General features: G+C 53.8%; 27 protein-coding genes. 17 read left to right on the top strand and 10 right to left on the bottom strand.

The genetic code is table 11. The annotated features are described in order from the left end of the window. Nucleotides 1-67 precede the first annotated feature (67 nt). The 3 genes from ACOTWU_RS08570 to ACOTWU_RS08580 are packed head-to-tail and all read right to left on the bottom strand — an operon-like array spanning nt 68 to nt 1414. Nucleotides 68-1000, bottom strand: coding sequence for a hypothetical protein (locus ACOTWU_RS08570; protein ID WP_000064516.1), 933 nt, complete (start codon nt 998-1000; stop codon nt 68-70). After that, nucleotides 997-1194, bottom strand: a complete 198-nt coding sequence (locus tag ACOTWU_RS08575) for a DUF4222 domain-containing protein (RefSeq protein WP_000019788.1) — start codon at nt 1192-1194, stop codon at nt 997-999. The genes ACOTWU_RS08570 and ACOTWU_RS08575 overlap by 4 nt, the downstream gene beginning before the upstream one ends. Before the next feature lies 1 nt (nt 1195). After that, nucleotides 1196-1414, bottom strand: coding sequence for a transcriptional regulator (locus tag ACOTWU_RS08580; RefSeq protein ID WP_032645228.1), 219 nt, complete (start codon nt 1412-1414; stop codon nt 1196-1198). A 114-nt stretch (nt 1415-1528) separates the two neighbouring features. Between ACOTWU_RS08580 and ACOTWU_RS08585 the strand changes: the two genes are divergently transcribed. The 16 genes from ACOTWU_RS08585 (at nt 1529) to cmoB (ending at nt 11450) form a co-directional block, all read left to right on the top strand. Beyond that, nucleotides 1529-2236: an XRE family transcriptional regulator gene (locus tag ACOTWU_RS08585; protein ID WP_017384394.1), complete on the top strand. Its 708-nt coding sequence runs from the start codon at nt 1529-1531 to the stop codon at nt 2234-2236. Between the two features lie 414 nt (nt 2237-2650). Continuing rightward, on the top strand, nt 2651-2851 hold the full coding sequence (locus ACOTWU_RS08590) for a hypothetical protein (protein ID WP_017384395.1): 201 nt from the start codon (nt 2651-2653) through the stop codon (nt 2849-2851). Beyond that, nucleotides 2851-3273, top strand: coding sequence for a hypothetical protein (locus ACOTWU_RS08595; RefSeq protein ID WP_017384396.1), 423 nt, complete (start codon nt 2851-2853; stop codon nt 3271-3273). Before ACOTWU_RS08590 ends, ACOTWU_RS08595 begins: the two co-directional genes overlap by 1 nt. A 375-nt stretch (nt 3274-3648) precedes the next feature. Beyond that, nucleotides 3649-4059, top strand: a complete 411-nt coding sequence (locus ACOTWU_RS08600; protein WP_032667012.1) for a hypothetical protein — start codon at nt 3649-3651, stop codon at nt 4057-4059. Beyond that, entirely contained in the window at nt 4013-4252 is a 240-nt protein-coding gene (locus tag ACOTWU_RS08605) for a hypothetical protein (RefSeq protein ID WP_276523059.1), read from the top strand. Before ACOTWU_RS08600 ends, ACOTWU_RS08605 begins: the two co-directional genes overlap by 47 nt. Next, nucleotides 4249-4656, top strand: coding sequence for a hypothetical protein (locus tag ACOTWU_RS08610; RefSeq protein ID WP_063962707.1), 408 nt, complete (start codon nt 4249-4251; stop codon nt 4654-4656). The genes ACOTWU_RS08605 and ACOTWU_RS08610 overlap by 4 nt, the downstream gene beginning before the upstream one ends. Then, complete coding sequence (locus ACOTWU_RS08615) at nt 4656-4850, top strand: hypothetical protein (RefSeq protein WP_063855846.1); 195 nt, start codon at nt 4656-4658, stop codon at nt 4848-4850. Before ACOTWU_RS08610 ends, ACOTWU_RS08615 begins: the two co-directional genes overlap by 1 nt. After that, on the top strand, nt 4847-5674 hold the full coding sequence (locus tag ACOTWU_RS08620; protein WP_048703186.1) for an SPFH domain-containing protein: 828 nt from the start codon (nt 4847-4849) through the stop codon (nt 5672-5674). Before ACOTWU_RS08615 ends, ACOTWU_RS08620 begins: the two co-directional genes overlap by 4 nt. 45 nt (nt 5675-5719) lie before the next feature. Then, entirely contained in the window at nt 5720-6463 is a 744-nt protein-coding gene (locus tag ACOTWU_RS08625) for an ORF6N domain-containing protein (RefSeq protein WP_198995599.1), read from the top strand. A 2-nt stretch (nt 6464-6465) separates the two neighbouring features. Next, a complete protein-coding gene (locus ACOTWU_RS08630; protein WP_063962708.1) occupies nt 6466-6891 on the top strand; it encodes a hypothetical protein in 426 nt (141 codons plus the stop codon). After that, the gene (locus tag ACOTWU_RS08635; RefSeq protein WP_045347096.1) at nt 6884-7129 is read left to right on the top strand and encodes an excisionase family protein; all 246 of its coding nucleotides are present in this window, start codon (nt 6884-6886) and stop codon (nt 7127-7129) included. The genes ACOTWU_RS08630 and ACOTWU_RS08635 overlap by 8 nt, the downstream gene beginning before the upstream one ends. Before the next feature lie 55 nt (nt 7130-7184). Then, on the top strand, nt 7185-8498 hold the full coding sequence (locus tag ACOTWU_RS08640; protein WP_063962709.1) for a tyrosine-type recombinase/integrase: 1314 nt from the start codon (nt 7185-7187) through the stop codon (nt 8496-8498). Then, a complete protein-coding gene (locus ACOTWU_RS08645; RefSeq protein ID WP_126498668.1) occupies nt 8477-9250 on the top strand; it encodes a DUF72 domain-containing protein in 774 nt (257 codons plus the stop codon). Before ACOTWU_RS08640 ends, ACOTWU_RS08645 begins: the two co-directional genes overlap by 22 nt. 51 nt (nt 9251-9301) lie before the next feature. Then, nucleotides 9302-9697, top strand: coding sequence for an MAPEG family protein (locus ACOTWU_RS08650; RefSeq protein WP_003859737.1), 396 nt, complete (start codon nt 9302-9304; stop codon nt 9695-9697). Between the two features lie 41 nt (nt 9698-9738). Beyond that, entirely contained in the window at nt 9739-10482 is a 744-nt protein-coding gene (gene cmoA, locus ACOTWU_RS08655; protein ID WP_003859735.1) for a carboxy-S-adenosyl-L-methionine synthase CmoA, read from the top strand. Further along, the gene (gene cmoB / locus ACOTWU_RS08660) at nt 10479-11450 is read left to right on the top strand and encodes a tRNA 5-methoxyuridine(34)/uridine 5-oxyacetic acid(34) synthase CmoB (protein ID WP_023303898.1); all 972 of its coding nucleotides are present in this window, start codon (nt 10479-10481) and stop codon (nt 11448-11450) included. Before cmoA ends, cmoB begins: the two co-directional genes overlap by 4 nt. A 174-nt stretch (nt 11451-11624) precedes the next feature. Here the strand turns inward: cmoB and cutC are convergent, their stop codons facing one another. Further along, nucleotides 11625-12368 (bottom strand): copper homeostasis protein CutC, encoded by a 744-nt coding sequence (gene cutC / locus ACOTWU_RS08665; RefSeq protein WP_063624136.1) that lies wholly within the window; start codon nt 12366-12368, stop codon nt 11625-11627. 78 nt (nt 12369-12446) lie between these two features. Further along, entirely contained in the window at nt 12447-13007 is a 561-nt protein-coding gene (locus tag ACOTWU_RS08670) for a VOC family protein (RefSeq protein ID WP_032648766.1), read from the bottom strand. A 238-nt stretch (nt 13008-13245) separates the two neighbouring features. Between ACOTWU_RS08670 and argS the strand changes: the two genes are divergently transcribed. Continuing rightward, complete coding sequence (gene argS, locus ACOTWU_RS08675; RefSeq protein ID WP_126498669.1) at nt 13246-14979, top strand: arginine--tRNA ligase; 1734 nt, start codon at nt 13246-13248, stop codon at nt 14977-14979. Nucleotides 14980-15013: 34 nt separating this feature from the next. Here the strand turns inward: argS and ACOTWU_RS08680 are convergent, their stop codons facing one another. The 5 genes from ACOTWU_RS08680 to flhB form a co-directional block, all read right to left on the bottom strand. Further along, nucleotides 15014-16153: a glycoside hydrolase family 88/105 protein gene (locus ACOTWU_RS08680; protein WP_026080697.1), complete on the bottom strand. Its 1140-nt coding sequence runs from the start codon at nt 16151-16153 to the stop codon at nt 15014-15016. A gap of 4 nt (nt 16154-16157) precedes the next feature. Then, entirely contained in the window at nt 16158-17741 is a 1584-nt protein-coding gene (locus ACOTWU_RS08685; RefSeq protein WP_017693238.1) for an MFS transporter, read from the bottom strand. A gap of 260 nt (nt 17742-18001) precedes the next feature. Further along, entirely contained in the window at nt 18002-18394 is a 393-nt protein-coding gene (flhE, locus tag ACOTWU_RS08690) for a flagellar protein FlhE (RefSeq protein WP_017384408.1), read from the bottom strand. After that, the gene (gene flhA, locus ACOTWU_RS08695) at nt 18394-20472 is read right to left on the bottom strand and encodes a flagellar biosynthesis protein FlhA (RefSeq protein ID WP_003859723.1); all 2079 of its coding nucleotides are present in this window, start codon (nt 20470-20472) and stop codon (nt 18394-18396) included. Before flhA ends, flhE begins: the two co-directional genes overlap by 1 nt. Then, nucleotides 20465-21613, bottom strand: a complete 1149-nt coding sequence (flhB, locus tag ACOTWU_RS08700; RefSeq protein WP_017693236.1) for a flagellar biosynthesis protein FlhB — start codon at nt 21611-21613, stop codon at nt 20465-20467. The genes flhA and flhB overlap by 8 nt, the downstream gene beginning before the upstream one ends. Nucleotides 21614-21672: the final 59 nt, after the last annotated feature.

Consider the following 21672-nt stretch of genomic DNA (forward strand, 5'->3'; position numbering starts at 1 on the left):
CTCACAAATCCCTCGCACAGAACGCCGTGGTTATATCCGGCCACCAGCACACGCTTGAGGAGTATTTTCATGGGCGATACCCGCCACGGTTCATGCGATCGATCGCTGACTGATTGATAAACACCTCGGCAGAGCCGTCATCAGACTTTGCGTACCACTCGTAGCGAGACTGGTCTTGTCGGGTAGGGACTTTGTTTTCCTGGGTCTCTACCAGCCACGGTTCATCGAAATGTTTATCCGGCCCGAAGAACGTCGCCGCCTGCTTGACGAACGAAGTACCGATCTTTCCCTCAGAGGCCATGAAAGCTGCGTAGCGCTTAACCCCTTCCAGCATTGTCTCTGGTTTTACGCCCTGTTTAATACGTGCGTTCCAGGCTTTGAATGCGCTTAGCTTGTTATTTCCACCGCTACGTTTTGGGTATGCCTGCCAGGCTTCTTCAAATGCAGGAGAATAATCAGTTGAAGATTTCACTTTCGGTGTGTCGGCTTCAGCCGATGCACCAAGATATTTATTCTCTGTATTAATCTTCTGTGTAGTCTCCTGGTAATCTACTGTATGAATGGATGCGGAATTTCCACATGACTGCTCGTTGGTTTTCCCCATACCTGCATGCTGGTTTTCCGCATCACTGTTTGCGGAAATTCCGCATCCTTGTTTGTTGGTTTTCCCCATACCTGCATGCTGGTTTTCGCCAAGTAGAAGTTCTTCCAAGCGCTCCTGGTTTACTCTGAAATATAATTTTGCTGGGATGCCACGTTTTGCTTCTTCCAGTACGCCACAGGAAACCAGCTTTTTACGCGCTCCCTCTTGTTCGTAACGCGTTAATCCAGTCTCTTCTTCGAGATCTGTCTGGGTTTTGTAGAACCAATTCCCTTCCATGCGGTTCTGCCAATAGACAATCTGTGACAATAGCAATGCACCTGTAATACCCACGCCAAGGCGAACGAAGGACCGTTGAAAGGCTATTGGACGATCAACGAGCTGTAAGAAATTGCTCACTCCACAACCCTCCTGAAATAATTTTGAAACTTCCAGACAGGCTGCATGCATTCATGCGGATAATTCTGCCTGGTGAAGTACACCTGCTGTTTATCCCGATTCCAGCCGGTGACATGCACAATCACACCGCGCGGATCGCGATAATCGATATCCAATGGCTTAACTTGGTTTTCGGTAGTGATCGAGTGCGACATATCACACCTCATTGCCCGGGTGCGGGAATAATTTTGGTTTGTCAGGTCTCAGTTCATGGGCGGGAATCCCAGTAAAGGCCGCAACATCAGGCACATGTTCCACCCCAACAACACCAACCTTTCTCCAGCGAGAGACAGAGGGTTGTTTTACACCTATAGCGCGAGCTAGAGCATTTACTCCTCCAGCAGCATCAATAGCTCTTTCAATTGCTGATTTCATTTTTTTGCTAATCCCGTTCAGTTGCTATCGAAATTATGATAGCATTTGCTATTGGAATGAGCAATAGACTTGTTTATCATGCTTGACTAGAATGTGATAGCGGAGGCTATAAATATGCAAGAGAGAACACTTAAGACGCTAGCTGACAGACTTAACTACGCAATGCATGAGATGGGCATGAGCCAGGGTCAGTTAGCCAAAGCGGCGAATATGGCACAACCAACCATATGGCGAATAACATCTGGAAATGCTAGAGGCACAACTAAAATCGTTGAAATAGCTAATGCCCTGGGTGTTCGTTCGGAGTGGCTATCAAACGGTACTGGACCAATGAGGGGTGACGACCAACAACCACCCCCACCGATGAATAACAAAAAAGATCCAGCCATCTTCAGAGTTGACGTACTCGACCTTACCGTAAGTGCTGGCCCGGGCATAATTAACAGCGAATTCGTGGAGGTGCTGCGCTCCGTGGAATACTCAGTTGAAGATGCCCGTCAAATGTTTAATGGCCGGAAACAGGAGCAGATACGCATCATCAACGTTCGAGGTGATAGCATGTCTGGCACCATAGAGCCAGGGGACTTACTCTTCGTCGATATCAGCGTTCAGCATTTCGACGGCGACGGTATATACGCGTTCATCTACGATGACACATCGCATGTTAAGCGCTTACAAAAGATGAAAGACAAACTCTTAGTTATCTCTGACAACCATACCTATCTACCATGGGACCCAATCGAGAAGGAAGAGATGAACAAAATTTTCATCTTCGGAAAGGTGATCGGCAGCATGCCGCAGACCTACAGGAAGCATGGGTGAATAATGCAAATGAAAATAAAAACTTACGCATAACAAGCTGAGTAGATTCTTAACCCGGCCAGTGCGCCGGGTTTTCTATGTGCCCCCACAATAGTAACCACCAGTCAACCAGGCGGGCGACTACCTGATCGGAACTCCTACCCTATTTCTCTCTGCGAGTATCTCGCCCTTTCACAGTCCATTTTATTCTCAAGCTTCGATGCTCCAACTCCCGATATCTCATGTATTGGTAGATCACTGTCTAAAGGACAATTATTTCTACCGTGCTGTTACAAACACATCAGCAATATATTTTTTTTATTTTTGATATCAATGACATAAAAATCAATAGCAATTTAAATAGCAATACCTATTGCAAAGGCCAATAGCAGGCTCTATCATCATTCTATCAAATCAACTCAGAGGTGATAGAAAATGTCTCAGAAGATAAAAACATTTAAGGGGTTGTCCATCCATCCTTGTGATGCCTTCAAGAATATGTCCTTGATTGTTGAAGCAGCTAGTTTGTTATCGGCGGTTGATGATGACGAGTATAGAGAAATTAGCGACATTCTTCTCGCGTTTGTCTGCAACTATGCAAACGAGGCCCATAAAAATGAATGGGATAAACGATAATGAAAAATCCAATCGAAATGCTAAATGATATTGCTGCGGAAATCACTGAGAATGCTTCGTTACTGGAGGTTATTTACCGCATAAATGAATTTTCACCGGAAGCCGATAACACAATTGCCTGCCTGATTCGTTCTATGCTAAAGACCAGCCAAACTGCTTACGAGTATGTGGAGCAACTTAGCATCCATGCTGGAGCTGAATGTCAACGGGGACAAAAATTAGAGTCGCTAACAGCGCTAGCTAATCAACTTAACTCTTGGGCTTGTGATATCGGCGATTGTAAGCTTGCCGTTTATAATTCAATGGATGATATACCAACAGAATCAAACTCAATTGGGGTTTTAAGTCTCGTCTCCCAAAAACTGGATGAAATGCAGAGCATTATTAGCTCTAAAGCGGACAAGATCGAATTCAATAAGTAACGCTAAACAATAAAACAAATAACACCTTCACTGGTGTGGCTTCCTGCAACCTGAAAACAGGATTAGGTTAAAAATGACATTCATCAAAGATAAATCTGCGTATTTAACAGCACGGCTTATCTTCGCGACCTATGGTGAGGAATACCGCCATATCTCTAACCTTTTCATGCGCAAAGCTTACGGGGTCTGAATATGCTCAGTAAAGACAGCTCTCTAGAAACCGCAAAAAACACAGCAGATAACCTGTATCAATTAATGGAATTAATTACTTCAATATTATTGATATGGATATCGAGCAAATAATTTCTCTGTCTGGCCTCTGCCTTGACTTGTCGGCTCAGGTTTCAATGTGGATGGATTCGGAGTTTGAACGTCGTGAAAAACAACGTAATTGAAACCTACCGACGCCGAATTTTAAAGGCAGCGTTATTACGCCACCAACGTAAAACAGGCAGTAACTGCCTTGTTATTAAGCTCAATAAAGGCGGTATTAATACGGTCGAGTTAACAGAGATTCTTCTCGATGGATTATTGCGAAAATTCGAAAGGCTTGCGATTAGTGAGTATGGGAATGTCGAAGGCGTAAAAGCTATTAAGGGAATTTACAGCAGCTCTGTTGATGTTAATGGCAGCGGTGAATTCCTCACAGATAGCGGAAAGGAATTAATCGACGAGCTCATTTCTGAGCTGGTTGAGTTCGTCAAAAAACAAAAAGTGGAGGCTCCGAAAACGGAGGGTAATGAAATGGGGGGATCTGGTGGCACTGACAGCGATACGAATTCCTGAGTGGGTTCACCTCAAAGCGGCACACGTTTTAAGCCAGTTCAGGGCGCGGCGCATCCATCCCTGCCGTATGCACGGCTCCGGGAACCTGAGTCTGAGAGTAAACCACCGCTGGCGGCTGCTCTCCCGCGATGGCGGCAAGAACTGGGAAGTAATGAGTCACGAACGATACAGCAAAGTTAAGGACCGGAAATGAAAGATAAACGCATCAGCACCACCTCAATCGACAGAGCGTTTACTACGGAGTTGCAGCCAGTTTATGTCGTATCGAGGCACGGTTACTCGCGCCGTTTCCTCAGCAGAAGTGCGGCGATCAGCAACCTGGCTCACTACATGGTAACCAAAACATTTCGCCGGGCCGGTTTGACCACTAACGAACCAGACGAGCCGGTATTCAGCAATGGTGTACTCGTCAATCGCATGGGCCAGCACACTCAGCAATATCTCTTTGCACACAACCGCTGTATGCGGCGCATTCGGCGAATTCTGGAACGCAAGCGCGAAGCACGTAAGTGGCTGGCGAAATGGGACGCCATGCACGACCGCTACGTGAAAGAGCAAGCGGAGCTACAGGCCAGCAAACCAGAAGGGATCAGCTGATGATTGCTTACTTACGCGTTGTTCTATCGGTGGTGATTGTCGCCAGCGTTTATGGGCTGTTCGTTCCGATCCTCATTTCGATGAAGGACACAACAGCAGTTATATCCGGTTTTGCCCTGGCGATTCTGACCCCGCCGTGCATCTACGCCATCTGTAAGGGTCTTGTTGTAACAGTAACTAAGGAAAAAAAATGAAAAAAGCAATTATGGCTTCAATTATCGCGCTTTCTGCCATCGGTCTCGTTGGTTGTGATCGTGTTGAGCCTGGCAACGTTGGTATTAAGGTCAATAAGCTGGGTGACGATAAAGGCGTTGGCGAAGTGGTAGGCGTTGGCCGCTATTGGACTGGCTGGAACACCGAGGTTTACATCTTCCCGACCTTCAAACAGATGAAGACCTACGACGACGCTTTCAACTTCCAGATGAGTGACGGCACAACTATCGGCTATCACATCGGCGTCGCCTATAAAGTTGATCCGACCAAAGTGACGACGGTCTTCCAGACCTATCGCAAAGGTGTGGACGACATCACCGACACCGATTTGCGCCAAAAGATTGCAGACGCCCTTAATCGTCTCGCAAGCCGCATGAGCACCGATAAGTTCATTGACGGCGGGAAAGCTGAACTGCTTGAAAACGCTCTGAAGGAGATCCAGTCCGACATGGGGCCGGTAGGAATCCAGGTTATCAGTCTTTCTTACGTCGGCCGTCCTGAGTACCCGCCGACAGTTATCGACAGTATTAATGCCAAAGTCACCGCCAACCAGAAAACCCTGCAACGTGAGCAGGAAGTAAAACAACGAGAAGCTGAAGCCAACATGCTGCGCGCTGAAGCTGATGGCCAGGCGGATGCAAAACTGAAGCTGGCGGAAGCAGAAGCAAAGTCTATCCAGATCCGTGGACAGGCCATGCGTGAGAACCCGGAAGTTCTGCAACTGGAGGCCATTAACAAATGGAATGGCACTCTTCCCCAGTACATGACCAGCGGTGCCGGCACTCCATTTATCCAGGTTAAGTGATCACCCAGCCCGGTGTAAGGCCGGGCACTCAGAAGGAAATCGAGCATGAACACAGTAACTATCAATAATACGCAGCTTCCGGCAGTCGAATATCGCGGTCAGCGTGTTGTGACTTTTGCAATGATTGATGAAGCACACCAGCGACCAGATGGTACTGCCGGACGAAATTTTCGTGAAAACAGAAATTACTTTGTTGAGGGAGTGGATTACGTTGAATTAGGTTCCGACGTTATACGCCGGGACCTTCCAGAAGGAGTTTTTTCAAAATTTGCACCATCTGGAATTGTGCTTTTTGAGTCTGGATATCTCATGGTGGCTAAGTCACTAACGGACGTACTTGCCTGGCAGGTTCAGCGCGAACTGGTCAACAGCTACTTCCGCACTCGCGCACCGCTGACGGAAATTGAGATGATCGCAGCGATGGCCGCCGACGCCGTTCGCCAGCAGAAGCGCCTGAATCATGTTGAAGAGCAGATCGAAACGGTCACCGAAGCTGTGGAGAACATCAAACGCGGGACCATGCGCGCCGGATATGTTGGTTACCGCCAGGTGGTAGCTAAAAGCGGAATGAGTGACGCCAAGTGCCGGAATTTGGTCAATGCCTACCGCATCCCGACAGACACGCACGAATTTATGACTCCAGACGGGCTTTTGTCACGTAGGGCCATCGTCGAACTGGAGCCGTTTATGGCCGCGTTTCGCCAGATGATGTCAGAAGCTGAGCCGCGCGGCACCCGCTGGTATCACCCTAAAATGGGCTTGTTCCAAGCGATCGGCTGGGAGGGGTAACGGTGAAAAATAATGAAATATGGAATCCGGCTGGCTCTGTTGAGCTGGCCCACCAGCAAGCTCTGACATGGGTATCTGATGCCTACTTATTCCATCTGGTGAGTCTGCATCGTCGCCCGGTGTACCGCCACCAGTACGGCGACATTTCGCTTAATCAGCCAGCGCTTAAGGGGTTTATCGACTCCTACCTGGAAGACAAGGGCTGGGATATGGAAAAACGCCGTGCCCATTACATCAACATTCTGGACCTCATCAAATATATGCATCGCAGCAATTCGGACTTCATCGACTGGGGAACCGTGCCATCACTAACGCCCCGCGGGTTGCGCTGGATGAACGCCTGTTTCTCTAGGTTGGGAGACATGGTCAACAGCTGCGGTGGTTGGGAAAACTGCGTCGAGAAAAAAATGGAGGGTACTAATGCGTGATACTGCCGATGTCGTTTTGCTGGTACCGAATGACTGGGTTAGCGAAAAGGTTCTGATTGCGGTTACCGGGCTCAAGCCCGGAACCATCCTCCGGGCCAGAAAAGAATGCTGGCTGGTTGGGCGGGAATATGTGCATGTTTCACCTGACGGAAATCCGAAACCTTCCAGCGAGTGCATGTATAACCGTAAAGCGGTCGATGCGTGGGTGGCCTCAATGAAAAACAAACAGCCTGGGTGATCTGAGGCCATGAAAAAGGTAATCTCATATCGCTCTTGGGCGTCTGGAGGAATCAATGGATAAAGTTACATATCCAACAGGCGTCGAAAACCACGGTGGCACATTGCGCATCTGGTTTAATTTCAAAGGTAAGCGTGTCAGGGAGAGCCTCGGTGTCCCTGACACCGCTAAGAACAGGAAGATCGCCGGGGAACTGCGGACATCGGTATGCTTTGCCATCAGAACAGGCACATTTGAGTACGCGGCACAGTTTCCGGACTCCCCTAACCTCAAGACTTTTGGGGTGGGTAAGAAAGAAATTACAGTGTCAGAGCTTGCCGAAAAGTGGCTGGATCTGAAGAGAATGGAAATCTGCGCGAACGCACTCAACCGTTATGAGTCGGTCACAAGGAATATGGTGCCAAGGATCGGGGGGAATCGGCTGGTATCGGCGGTGACTAAAGAGGAATTACTGTATATCAGGAAAGATTTACTGATCGGTCACCAGATGCCAATGAAGGGGAAGGTCCCGGCAAAAGGACGAAGTGTTGTCACCGTAAATTATTACATGACAACTATTGCCGGAATGTTTCAGTTTGCCGCAGATCACGGTTATTTAGAGGTGAACCCATTCGACGGGATAAAGCCTCTTAAAAAAGCCAGGGCAGAGCCAGATCCGCTAACTCGTGACGAATTTATTCGCCTGATTGATGCATGCCGGCATCAGCAGACGAAAAACCTGTGGTCACTCGCAGTATACACAGGGGTCCGTCATGGGGAGCTGACCTCCCTGGCCTGGGAGGATATCGATCTTGAAGCTGGAACAATAACAATCAGGCGTAATTATACAAAACTGGGTGAATTCACTCTACCGAAAACTGAGGCCAGTACCAACAGAGTGATACACCTCATTCAGCCTGCGATCAGCGTCCTGAGGAATCAGGCGGAAATGACCAGGCTTGGAAAAAAGCATCAGATCGATGTTCAGCTGCGCGAATACGGCAGAACTGAGAGCCACGAGTGTACATTTGTTTTCAACCCTCAACTGGTCAGAAGATGTCAGCAGGTGGGGATCATCTACAAAGTCGATTCGATAGGTGATTTATGGGACGCAGCGATGAAGCGAGCAGGGATAAGGCACAGGAAAGCATATCAGTCGCGTCACACGTATGCATGCTGGTCACTGTCAGCTGGCGCTAACCCCAGCTTCATTGCCAGTCAGATGGGCCATGCGAGTGCCCAGATGGTTTTCAACGTCTACGGTGCGTGGATGGCAGACAGCAGTAGTGAGCAGATCGCAATGCTCAATCAGAGGCTCGCGAATTTTGCCCCACAGATGCCCCAAAGCATACAGAGCAGTGCAAGAGCATTATTGAAATCAGTAAGTTAGTTAATAACGCCCGACATGTTAACTGCGTGGAGGGCAATACCACGCTGTACGCTCTGCCCCGCGCGGAGATCGTCGAACGCTGGCGCGAGCAAACCAGCGACGACTTCCGCTTTTGCTTTAAATTCCCGGCGACCATCTCCCACAACGCCGCGCTGCGCAACTGCGATGATTTAACCCACGAGTTTTTCACCCGGATGTCGCCTCTGACCAACCGTATTGGCCAGTACTGGCTCCAGCTTCCCGCCACGTTTGGCCCGCGCGACCTGCCTGCCCTCTGGCAGTTTCTCGACGCCCTGCCGCATGGCTTCACCTACGGCGTAGAAGTAAGGCATCCGGAATTCTTTGCCAAGGGCGACGCGGAGAAAGCGCTCAATCGCGGCCTGCATGAACGATCGGTCAACCGCGTGATCCTCGACAGCCGCCCCGTACATAGCGCAATCCCGCACAGCGAAGCCGTTGTTGATGCCCAGCGCAAAAAACCGAAAGTGCCCGTCCACGCGATCGTAACGGCACAGAACCCGATGGTCCGGTTTATCGGCAGCGATAACATGCAGCAAAATGAGGAGATGTTCGCCGTCTGGCTGCAAACGCTGGCGAAATGGGAGCACACCACCACGCCGTACCTTTTTTTACATACGCCGGATATCGCACAGGCGCCTGAACTGGTCGATGCTCTCTGGCAGGCCTTGCAGCAGGCGGTTCCGTCGGTTGGCCCCGCGCCGTCCATCCCACAACAATCTTCTCTTTTCTGAAATCACCCCCTATCATAGAGACGTGCCATCTGCCAAAAACAGGGAGTTAGTATGGTCAGCGCGCTGTATGCGGTGTTAGGTGCATTACTGCTGATTAAGTTTTCATTTGATGTTGTGCGCCTGAGAATGCAGTACCGCGTCTCGTACGGTGACGGGGGATTTTCTGAGCTACAAAGCGCAATCCGCATCCACGGCAACGCGGTCGAGTACATTCCCGTCGCGTTAATTTTACTGCTGTTAATGGAGATGGATGGCGCAGAAACCTGGATGGTGCACGTCTGTGGGCTGCTGCTGATAGCAGGGCGTTTGATGCATTATTATGGTTTTCACCACCGTCTGATCCGCTGGCGTCGTTCCGGCATGAGCGCGACCTGGTGCTCGCTTTTGCTGATGGTGCTGGCTAACCTTTGGTATATGCCGTGGGAGTTGGTTTTCTCCTTCCATTAGCGCACAATATGCCCCTTTATTTTTCCCGGATTTTTTACGTTATGTCAGATCGCGACACGCTTTTTTCCGCGCCTATCGCCAGCCTGGGCGACTGGACCTTTGATGAACGGGTAGCCGAAGTCTTCCCGGATATGATCCAGCGCTCTGTTCCCGGTTATTCCAATATTATCTCCATGATCGGCATGCTGGCGGAGCGTTTTGTTCAACCCGGCACGCAGGTCTATGACCTGGGTTGTTCGCTGGGAGCGGCAACGCTGTCTATTCGTCGTAACGTTCATCACGAAGGCTGCAAGATTGTGGCTGTCGATAACTCACCGGCTATGGTTGAACGCTGCCGTCGCCACATTGACGCGTATAAAGCCCCTACGCCTGTGGAGGTGGTAGAAGGCGATATCCGCGATATCGACATCCAGAACGCCTCGATGGTGGTACTGAACTTTACCCTTCAGTTCCTGGTACCGGACGATCGTCAGCGGTTGCTGGATAAGATTTATCAGGGCCTGAACCCGGGCGGCGCGCTGGTGTTGTCTGAGAAATTCAGCTTTGAAGACGCCAGCGTGGGCGAACTGCTGTTCAACATGCACCATGATTTCAAGCGTGCAAATGGCTACAGCGAGCTGGAGATCAGCCAGAAGCGCAGCATGCTTGAAAACGTCATGCTGACGGATTCTGTAGAAACCCACAAAGCGCGCCTGCGCAAAGCCGGATTTGAACACAGCGAACTGTGGTTCCAGTGCTTTAACTTTGGTTCTCTGGTGGCGCTTAAAGCCGGAGACGCAGCATGATCGAGTTCGGTAATTTCTATCAGCTGATTGCCAAAAACCACCTTTCCCACTGGCTGGAAACCCTGCCTGCGCAAATTGCCGCCTGGCAGCGCGATCAGCAGCATGGTCTGTTGAAGCAGTGGTCCAACGCCGTGGAGTTTCTGCCTGAACTGACGCCTCATCGTCTGGATTTGCTGCACAGCGTGACGGCGGAGAGCGAAGAGCCGCTCCCGGCCGGGCAGATCAACCGCATCGAAACGCTGATGCGTAACCTGATGCCGTGGCGCAAAGGGCCGTTCTCGCTGTACGGTGTAAATATCAACACCGAGTGGCGCTCTGACTGGAAGTGGGATCGCGTTCTGCCGCATTTATCCGACCTGACCGGGCGCACCATTCTGGACGTGGGCTGCGGTAGCGGCTATCACATGTGGCGCATGATCGGCGCAGGCGCGCATCTGGCCGTCGGTATCGATCCGATGCAGCTGTTCCTGTGCCAGTTTGAAGCGGTGCGTAAGCTGCTGGGTAACGACCAGCGTGCGCACCTGCTGCCGCTGGGTATCGAGCAACTCCCTGCCCTGAAAGCGTTTGATACCGTTTTCTCGATGGGTGTGCTGTACCACCGTCGTTCCCCGCTGGAGCATCTGTGGCAGTTGAAAGATCAGCTGGTCAGCGGCGGCGAACTGGTGCTGGAAACGCTGGTCATCGAAGGCGATGAACATGCCGTTCTGGTGCCGGGCGATCGCTATGCGCAGATGCGCAACGTTTACTTCATCCCTTCCGCGCTGGCGCTGAAGAACTGGCTGGAGAAATGTGGATTTGTCGATGTACGCATCGCCGATGTGTGCGTGACGTCGGTTGAGGAACAGCGCCGCACCGACTGGATGATCACCGAATCGCTGGAGCAATTCCTCGACCCGGACGATCACAGTAAAACCATCGAAGGCTATCCGGCCCCGATGCGTGCGGTATTGATTGCGACCAAGCCGTAGCCTTTAGCCGGGTGGCGGCTGCGCCTTACCCGGCCTACGCGTGATTTCGTAGGCCCGGTAAGCGCAGCGCCACCGGGCAAAAAAGAAAAAAAGGCCCCTGTGTAATTTGCAGGGGCCTGGTACAAGCAAGCATCATATTGGGCGACATGATGCGCGGTAAAAATCGGTACGTTGCTACACGTGATGACGTTCAATCAACGATTTCATTACCGCAACCGACTCTCCATCCACACCGTAGCGCGAGTACTCATCCGCTTCAGCATCCGTCGACATTGACAACCCTGTATTGCGATAACGCATGGGTGAAGGTATCCATTTACCCGCCGAGCTGTGCAGCTCTTCCACCCCTGCGTTTAAAAACAGTTCCAGATTGCTGGCGCGTACTCCTGCGCCCGCCATGATTATTGGAACACCGGAATGTGCTTTTAGTTCCGTAATTAATTTCAGTCCTTTTTCAGCCGAGGACTGCTGGCCCGACGTCAGAACGCGCGCCACGCCCAGTTCTGCCAGCGTATCAAAGGCTTGTATCGGATCCTGACACATATCGAACGCACGATGAAAAGTGACCGCCATCCCCCGGGCGGCGCGCATGACCTGACGCATACGCGGAAGATCGATGTTGCCGTCTTCGTCCAGCACACCGATCACCAGCCCCGGAAAATCGGAATCACGGACGAGGGCGATATCCTCAAGCATGGCACTGAACTCACCCGCCGTATAACAAAAATCACCGCCGCGCGGGCGAATAATCGGGTGCACCGGAATGGTGATGGCCTGGCGGGCTGATTTCAGCACGCCAAAGGACGGGGTTAATCCCCCTTCTTTAGGTGCCGCGCAAAGCTCGATGCGATCGGCCCCGTGCCGTTGCGCAGTGACGGCACACTCCACGCTGTAACAACAAATTTCCAGCAGCGCCATGTCATCCTCCTTAAATTTCACTCAACGTACCATCGTGGCACGTTGCCCGACTGGTGTCTGGATCGACGCTCACAATGCTTACGCTTCGCTGGCGACGATCTGCTCGATAGTCCAGGGATGGAATTTCACCGTCACGTTGCCGTCCGTTACGGCAAGCGTAGGGTTCGGTAAGCGTTCGCGCTCCCCTTTTGGCGAGCTGGTTTTGACGAAAATACCCGGCTGGCTTAACCCCTCGTCGGAAAGCAGCGCCAGCGAACGGGCGTTCAGCGTCTCGGGCTCCCCAGGCAGAACAATTTCGATATGCTCCCAGCCTTCGTGCGGATAACGCTTCTCTCCTGGCCAGGGCAGTTCCACAACGGTGAATTGCCAGTGCGCCACCGTTACCGGCGCGTGAAGTTTGAACAGGCAGATCGGGCGACCGTTAATGATATTCTCCGACAGCAGTTCTCCGCACTGCTCAAAGCCACGCCGCCAACGTTCGGCGGTGGCATTCTGGTGGCAGCGCAAAGAGATGTGATCGGCCTCAAGCGGCGCGATATCCAGCCCGAGACGGGTGGCAAGTTCTGTGAACGCCTGAGTGAAGCGCGGTAAATCTGCGGAAATATCATGCAGTTCGTCAATGGTATGCCAGTTCGCCATAGGTCAGTCTCGTTTCGTGTCGCAAAGCCGCTAATTTACTCTGTTGCCCTCTGTCGACCAACCGCAGAATCACGGTTTTTTCGACTGCATGATTATGCATACCGTCTTCGCCTGGATTCTGAGCGATCTTCGCCCCCCGCAGGGCTGACGCCCGAAGGCATTTGCAGTATACTCCCGCCCTAAATTCTTAAACTGGCGTGGGTGTTTTTTACCCGCATCAAAAACGTAAGGTATCCAGGTGAATATTCAGGCTCTTCTCTCAGAAAAAGTCAGTCAGGCACTGATTGCCGCAGGTGCGCCTGCGGATTGCGAACCACAGGTTCGTCAGTCAGCGAAAGTACAGTTTGGCGACTATCAGGCTAATGGCGTGATGGCAGTGGCTAAAAAACTGGGCATGCCGCCGCGACAGCTCGCTGAGCAGGTACTGACGCATCTGGATCTCACCGGCATCGCCAGCAAAACCGAAATCGCCGGTCCAGGCTTTATCAACATTTTCCTTGAGCCTGCGTTCCTGGCAAGCCACGTTGACGCGGCGCTGAAGTCTGACCGTCTGGGCGTGGCTCAGCCAGAAGCGCAGACCGTGGTGGTTGACTACTCCGCGCCAAACGTGGCGAAAGAGATGCACGTCGGTCACCTGCGCTCCACCATCATCGGTGACGCGGCGGTGCGTACCCTGGAGTTCCTTGGTCACAAGGTGATCCGCGCTAACCACGTAGGCGACTGGGGCACGCAGTTCGGCATGCTGATCGCGTATCTGGAAAAGCAGCAGCAGGAAAACGCAGGCGAAATGGCGCTGGCAGACCTGGAAGGTTTCTACCGTGAAGCTAAAAAGCACTATGACGAAGATGAAGCCTTCGCCGAGCGCGCGCGCAGCTACGTGGTGAAACTTCAAGGCGGCGACCCGTACTTCCTCGAGATGTGGCGCAAGCTGGTGGACATTACCATGTCCCAGAATCAGCTCACCTATAACCGTCTGAACGTGACCCTGACCCGTGACGACGTGATGGGTGAAAGCCTGTATAACCCGATGCTGCCAGGCATTGTGGCGGACCTGAAAGCTAAAAATCTGGCGGTGGAAAGCGAAGGCGCAACGGTGGTGTTCCTTGATGAGTATAAAAACAAGGAAGGCGAACCGATGGGTGTGATCGTCCAGAAAAAGGATGGCGGCTATCTCTACACCACCACCGACATCGCCTGTGCGAAATACCGTTACGAAACCCTGCATGCGGATCGCGTGCTGTATTACATCGACTCCCGTCAGCACCAGCACCTGATGCAGGCGTGGACTATCGTGCGTAAAGCGGGTTATGTGCCGAATTCCGTGCCGCTGGAACATCACATGTTCGGCATGATGCTGGGTAAAGACGGTAAGCCGTTCAAAACCCGTGCGGGCGGCACCGTGAAGCTTTCCGATCTGCTGGATGAAGCGCTGGAACGCGCGCGTCGCCTGGTGGCCGAGAAGAACCCGGATATGCCTGCTGACGAGCTGGAGAAACTGGCTAACGCGGTTGGGATCGGCGCGGTGAAATACGCGGATCTCTCCAAGAACCGTACCACCGACTATATCTTCGACTGGGACAATATGCTGGCGTTTGAAGGCAACACGGCGCCATACATGCAGTACGCTTATACCCGCGTACTCTCCGTCTTCCGTAAAGCCAATATCGACGAAAGCGTGCTGGCGAATGCCACGGTGACCCTTACCGAAGATCGTGAAGCACAGCTGGCTGCCCGCCTGCTTCAGTTCGAAGAGACGCTCTCCGTGGTCGCGCGTGACGGTACGCCGCACGTTATGTGTGCATACCTGTACGATCTGGCCGGTCTGTTCTCTGGCTTCTACGAACACTGCCCTATCCTCTCTGCTGAGAGCGAAGCGGTGCGTCACAGCCGCCTGAAGCTGGCGCAGCTGACGGCGAAGACACTGAAGCTCGGTCTGGATACCCTGGGTATCGAAACCGTAGAACGTATGTAAAAAAGAAACCCGGCGAGCGCCGGGTTTTTTATTATCAGAAATATTTCCGCAAATATTCCGTCAGACACAGAATCGCCATTGCCTGGCCATACGGCATCGAGGTCAGCGGTATCTGGCGGTAAAACGCCAGATCGCTTCCCATCCCCGTCCCGAAGGACGTTTGCAGCAGCTCCCCTTCCGGCGAGATGTTTTGCACGATGCCGCGAATCGCTTTCTCCGCCACCTCTGCGTACTCTGCGCCGACATAACGCTTGCGCACGGCTTTCAGAATGCCGTAGGCAAACCCTGCCGTGGCCGACGCCTCCAGATAAGAATCAGGATCGTCCAGCAGCGTATGCCACAATCCGCTCTCGTCCTGACATTTTGCCAGTGCGGCGATCTGCGCGTTCAGTACCTGCACCAGATAGCGACGAACGGCGTTGTTTTCCGGCAGATCCACCAGCTCGAGGAAATCCGGGATCACGATGGTCAGCCAGCTGTTGCCGCGCGCCCAGCGGGCCCGGGCAAAGTTGTGATTGCCGTCGTAATTCCAGCCGTGGAACCACAGCCCGGTCTCCCGATCCATCAGGTTCTGTACGTGGAGCAGGAACTGATAGATCGCCTCCTCGACGTACTCCGGCTTGTTCAGCAGCTTGCCGATTTTCGCCAGCGGCAGCACCGTCATCATCAGCGTGTCATCCCACATCTGCTGATGGTTCTCTTCCGCCAGGGTGATGTGCTGCATGCCGCCATGTTCGGTGCGCGGCATCTCATTCATCGCCCATTCCGCCCAGCTTTCCAGCCACGGCAGCCAGGCCGGGTTTTTGGTCTCTTCGTAGCGATACGCCAGCGTCAGGAACGGCGACATGGTATTCACGTTTTTGGTGGTTGCGCCTTCAGCGAAACGGTCAGCAAACCAGCTGTCGATAATCTCGCGCATGCCTTCGTCACCGGTCTGGCAGTAATACTGCCAGATACCGTATAAACCGACGCCGTGGGTCCATTCCCATCCGGCCCAGCCTTTGGTGTCGATCACGCGCCCGTCGTCCAGCCGCAGCAAAAACTCACCCGTTTTGTCGTGGATATTGACCAGGTTATGCGTCACCTTTTGAATCAGCGATTTCAGCTCATCCCTGGCGATAAAGCGCTCAGGCTGACGCAGTAACGGGCTATGTTTGACAGGCCAAACTTTCATCATCTTAACCTCTGTTGTATGTCGAATTCAGTACCGCGCGATCCTTCAGCGAAGGGGCCGCCGGCTTATTGCGATTCAGATAACCGATATTGTTGTTGCCCCACAGGGATTCATACGGCATCCCGGCCAGCATCTCCACGGTGGCGCGGGCCTGCGGGGTCACCGCCTCTGGCATCGCATGGCCGGACTCGCGCATTTTCGCGGTCTCTTCACGCAGGGTGCTGTGGGTCTGCAAATTGAGTTTGAAGCGCAGGGAGACAAGGAAGCCGCAGAACAGCACCAGAATAGTGCCAACGCTCAGGATCATCAGAATGGTGTGGCTCACTTCCGCAGGCTGCACTTTTTGCCCGCTGACAAAGCCCGACATCTGCATCACGATCCCCACCAGCATCACCGCACCGGCCTGAGACGCTTTACGGGTCAGCGTCATGATGCCCGCGAAGATCCCTTCGCGACGCTGACCGGTGATCACTTCGTCCACGTCAGCAATGTAGGTGTAGGTATTCCACGGTACGTAGTTGATACCCCCACGGCCAAGACCGGCAACCGCAGAGATCAGCAGCAGCAGAGCGTAAACGTCGCTCAGGCCCGCGTAATAAAGCACCGCGTAAGAGAGCGAAGCCAGACCAAACAGCACGACCACCATGCGGTAAGACGGCGCAGGTCCGAAGCGAATGCACAGCGGGATCATGCCGATCACGGCGAGGAACTGGAAGATGGCCATCGTGCCCAGCAGGTTGGACGCCATTGACGCCTCCTGCATCAGCACAAATACCACGTAATAGGTGAACACCGCATTAAAGACGTCCTGGGCGATGTAGCCGCCAAGGTACATCCCCAGATGCTGGCGGAAAATCTTGATACGCAGCGTCGAACTTAATTCGACAAAAAGACGGTTCAGGCTCTGGCCCAGGGTCAGCTTTTTCTTCTCTTCCTCGGCACGCAGGGCCGCTTCAGACCACTCTTCCCGCGGACGCTCCCAGGTGAAGAACCAGACGAAAGTAAGCATCAGCGCGCAGAGTACGGAGAAGACCAGGCTTGCATAGAAGAAGGAGATCGCGTTGTCTTTGCCGAAATGCGTGAGCAGGATCCCCGGCAGGAAGGAGGCCAGAATGGCGGACATCTGCGCCATAGAGATTCGCGCCCCGGAGAATTTTGTTTTCTGTTTGAAATCGTCCGTCATCTCCGGCACCAGCGTTTCGTACGGCACCAGGATCATGGTGTAGACGATATCAAAGATCAGATAGGTCAGCAGGTAGTACCAGAAACTCATGTCCCCTACCCACATCAGCGAGTAGCTGAAAACGCAGGGAATACCGAGCAGGATGAAGAACTTACGACGGCCAAAACGCTTGCCCAGCCAGGTGGTGCCAAAGTTATCGGTCAAAAAGCCCATTAACGGGCTGACAACCGCATCCAGCACCCTTGCGGCGGCGAAGATAAAGGTTGCTTCAATCGGTGTGAGTCCACAGAAGGTGGTATAAAAATACAAAAGCCAGGCGGCCGTCAGGGCGGTAGTCCCCGCCCCGAGGAAGTCCCCTGACCCGTAAGCAAAATAATTTGCGAGTCCAATTTTACGTGTTTTCATTGCCGTCAACCCTAATCAGTTTTGGGAGACTCCCTGTAAGCAACCTCGTCCGGGAGTTTTTACACGGCTACAGTAAAAGTATCGACCTGTTGATACCTTTCTGTTTCTGCCATCACAAAGTGGTGAATGGCAAAAACGCAAAGAGTGTCAATACGCGTGTCACTGATTTATAAAACAGCGTTTCTTTTGTATCAAAAGGGAAGGTCATTTTTGCGAGCCAGCCTTCAGAAATGCCTGGAGACTGGCGAAAAGGCGGGCAGTTAGCGGTAGTTGACGAGCACCTCGTTGCGCTGAACCTTCAGCGCCGGGATGAGACGTCCACCGCCTGGCACTTCCCAGATAAAGCGTAAAGGCTCCTGAGCAGACACCCCGTTGAAGGCCTGGGTGGTGCCACTTTGTCCCTCGATTTCCGCGCAGCGGGTCAGCGAGCACAGCCGCACCCGTAACCCGGCCGGTGTGGGTCCCGTCAGGGTGTAATTCCAGGCCACCAGCGTCATCAGCCCGGACACGGGCTCAGTGGCGGACAGCGGACGGGAGGAGATCGACTCCCCCCGATGGTTGAGCGTTAAGCCGATACTGCTGGCCTGCCATGCCCCCTCGCCAGCGGCCTGCGCCGCCAGCGGGAAAAGTAAGATCCACAGCCACTTACGCATTATTTCCCTCCAATGGTCGCCGTCATGCGAATATTGCGGTTATCGGACAGCTCCATATTCGACAGCACCACCAGCTGGTTCAGGCTCCGGCGCAGGAAGCGCGACAGCAACGGACGCAGCGCGTGATTCACCAGCAGCACCGGCGGCGCGCCCAGCATCTCCTGACGCGCCAGCGCCTCCTGGGTTTGCGCCAGTAATCTGTCCGCCAGACCCGGCTCCAGCCCGCCACCGCCCTGCAACGCCTGAAGCAGCAGACGTTCCAGCGGCGTATCCAGGCCAATAACCTGCACTTCGCCGGTTCCCGGGAACCATTGCTGGGTAATGGCGCGTCCGAGCGCCACGCGCACCACCGCCGTCAATTCGTGCGGATCGCTTTGCAGCGGCGCATGTTCGGCCAGCGTTTCAAGGATGGTACGCATATCGCGAATGGGCACCTTCTCGTCGAGCAGATTTTGCAGCACTTTATGCAGGGTGGTTAAGGTCAGCACGCCCGGCACCAAATCTTCGGTCAGCTTCGGCATCTCCTGCGTTACGCGGTCGAGCAACTGCTGCGCCTCCTGACGACCAAACAGTTCCGCAGAGAACTGGCCAATCAGGTGGTTGAGGTGCGTCGCCACCACGGTACTGGCCTCAACGACCGTGTAACCCTGGATCTGCGCCTGCTCTTTCAGGGCGCTCTCAATCCAGATTGCCGCCAGACCAAAGGCCGGGTCGGTCGTCTGCTCACCCGGCAACGTGCCTGCGGCGGTGCCCGGGTTAATCGCCAGCCAGCGGCCGGGGTACGCATCACCGCTGCCGATTTCCACCCCTTTCATCAGGATGCGGTAGCGCGCGGGCGGGAGATCCATATTGTCCCGGATGTGGACCACCGGCGGCAGGAAGCCCATATCCTGGGCGAATTTTTTACGAATGCTGCGGATACGGCCAAGCAGCTCACCATCCTGCTGGAAATCCACCATCGGGATCAGGCGGTACCCCACTTCCATCCCCAGCGAATCTTCGAGCTGTACGTCGTTCCAGGTGGCTTCCACCGCCTGGGTGTTCTCAGGCATTTTGACCGGCGCAGGCTCTGCCTTAGGCTGCGTTTCCCGGCCACGCATCCACCAGGCAAGCCCCAGCAGCGCAGCGGTGAACAGCAGGAATACCAGGTTTGGCATGCCCGGCACCATACCGAGCAGGCCCAGCACCGCCGCGGAGAGCAGCATAACGCGCGGGTTGCTGAAGAGCTGCCCCACCATCTGCTCGCCCACGTCCTGATCGGTACTGACGCGAGTCACAATCACGCCCGCCGCGGTGGAGATCACCAGCGCCGGGATCTGCGCCACCAGACCGTCACCAATGGTCAGCAGCGTATAGCTTTCCGCCGCGTGGCCCATGTCCATGCCGTGTTGCAGCACGCCGACGAGCAGGCCGCCGACGACGTTAATCACCATGATCAGAATGCCCGCGATGGCGTCACCGCGCACAAACTTACTCGCACCGTCCATGGAGCCGTAGAAATCTGCCTCCTGGGTCACTTCGGCACGGCGTTTTTTCGCTTCATCTTCCGCGATCAGCCCGGCATTCAGGTCGGCGTCGATGGCCATCTGCTTGCCCGGCATCCCGTCGAGCACGAAGCGCGCGCCCACTTCAGCGATACGCCCCGCCCCTTTAGTGATAACCATGAAGTTGATAATCACCAGAATGACGAACACCACGATACCGATGGCGAAGTTGCCGCCCACCAGGAAGTGACCGAAGGCTTCGACCACCTTGCCCGCCGCCGCCGCGCCGGTGTGCCCTTCCATCAGGATGATACGCGTGGAGGCAACGTTCAGCGCCAGGCGCAGCAGCGTGGTGAACAGCAGGATCGTTGGAAACGCGGCGAACTCCAGCGTGCGCTGGGTGAACATCGCCACCAGCAACACCATGATGGACAACGCAATGTTGAAGGTGAAAAGCAGGTCGAGGATAAATGCCGGTAACGGCAGCACCATCATCGACAGAATTAGCAGGATCAGAATCGGTCCGGCAAGGATCTGCCATTGCGTCGATTTCAGGTTGCCGGGCAGGCGCAACATTGCCACCAGATTAGCCATCAGTGTCCTTCTCGTTCAAAAAATCCAGTGCTTCAGGCACCGGCAGGTTCTCAGGTTTTACAGGTCGTTGACCGCCCGCTAAACGCCAGCGTTTCAGTTGCCACACCCAGGCCAGTACCTCTGCGACAGCGGCGTAGAGCTGGCCCGGGATCTGTTGTCCAATTTCCGCGTGGCGATACAGCGCGCGAGCCAGCGGCGGTGCTTCCAGGATCGGCACACGGTTTTCCGTGGCAATTTCACGAATGCGCAGCGCAATCAGCCCGGCCCCTTTCGCCACCACTTTCGGCGCGCTCATTTTGTTTTCGTCGTACTGAAGCGCCACGGAGTAGTGAGTCGGGTTGGTGACGATGACGTCGGCTTTCGGCACATCTTCCATCATGCGCCGACGCGCGGCGGCACGCTGCATCTGGCGGATACGGCCCTTAACGTGCGGGTCGCCTTCCATCTGTTTATATTCATCGCGGATGTCCTGACGCGACATTCGCAGCTTTTTGATATGGGAATAGATCTGGAAGATAACGTCGAACGCCACCATCGGAATAATGCTGAGTACCACCAGCAGCGAGCATAACCCGACCAGGTTCAGGGCATTCTTCATCGCCGTCATCGGGGACTCGCTGATGAGGCGCATCATCTCCGGCCAGTGGTGCCACAGAAAAAACCCGGCGGTACTGCCCATAAGAAGCGATTTCAGGATCGCTTTAAGAAGCTCAGCCCCGGTTTGCGCGGAAAACATTTTCGCAATGCCGGGGAACGGATTGAGCTTAGAGAATTTCGGTTGCAGCGATTTTCCGCTGAACACCAGGCCACCGAGCATGACCGGCGAAACCAGGGCCACGATGACCACGCCCGCGATCAGCGGCAGCAAGGCGAGCATCGCGCTTTTCACAAGGTTGATGATCTGAATGAGGATCAGATTGGGGTCATTGACCATGCTGTGATCAAAACGTAGGCCAGCAGAAAGCATTCCCGCCAGTCTGCGGGCGAGCATCTCCCCGCCCCACCAGATTATGCAGACGCCCACCACCAGGATCAGCAGGGATGTCAGCTCTCGGGATCGGGGGATCTGCCCATCCTCACGGGCTTTTTCAAGTCGGTGGGGTGTGGGGGCTTCTGTTTTGTCGTCGTTCTCTTCTGCCACTGTGCCTGCTCGCAGCCCATTAATTCACGGGTATCATGCCAGCGCAGAGAAAATCCAAT

The sequence above is a fragment of the Enterobacter cloacae complex sp. GYL001 genome, from assembly GCF_049237125.1.
GTDB lineage: Bacteria > Pseudomonadota > Gammaproteobacteria > Enterobacterales > Enterobacteriaceae > Enterobacter > Enterobacter hormaechei_C.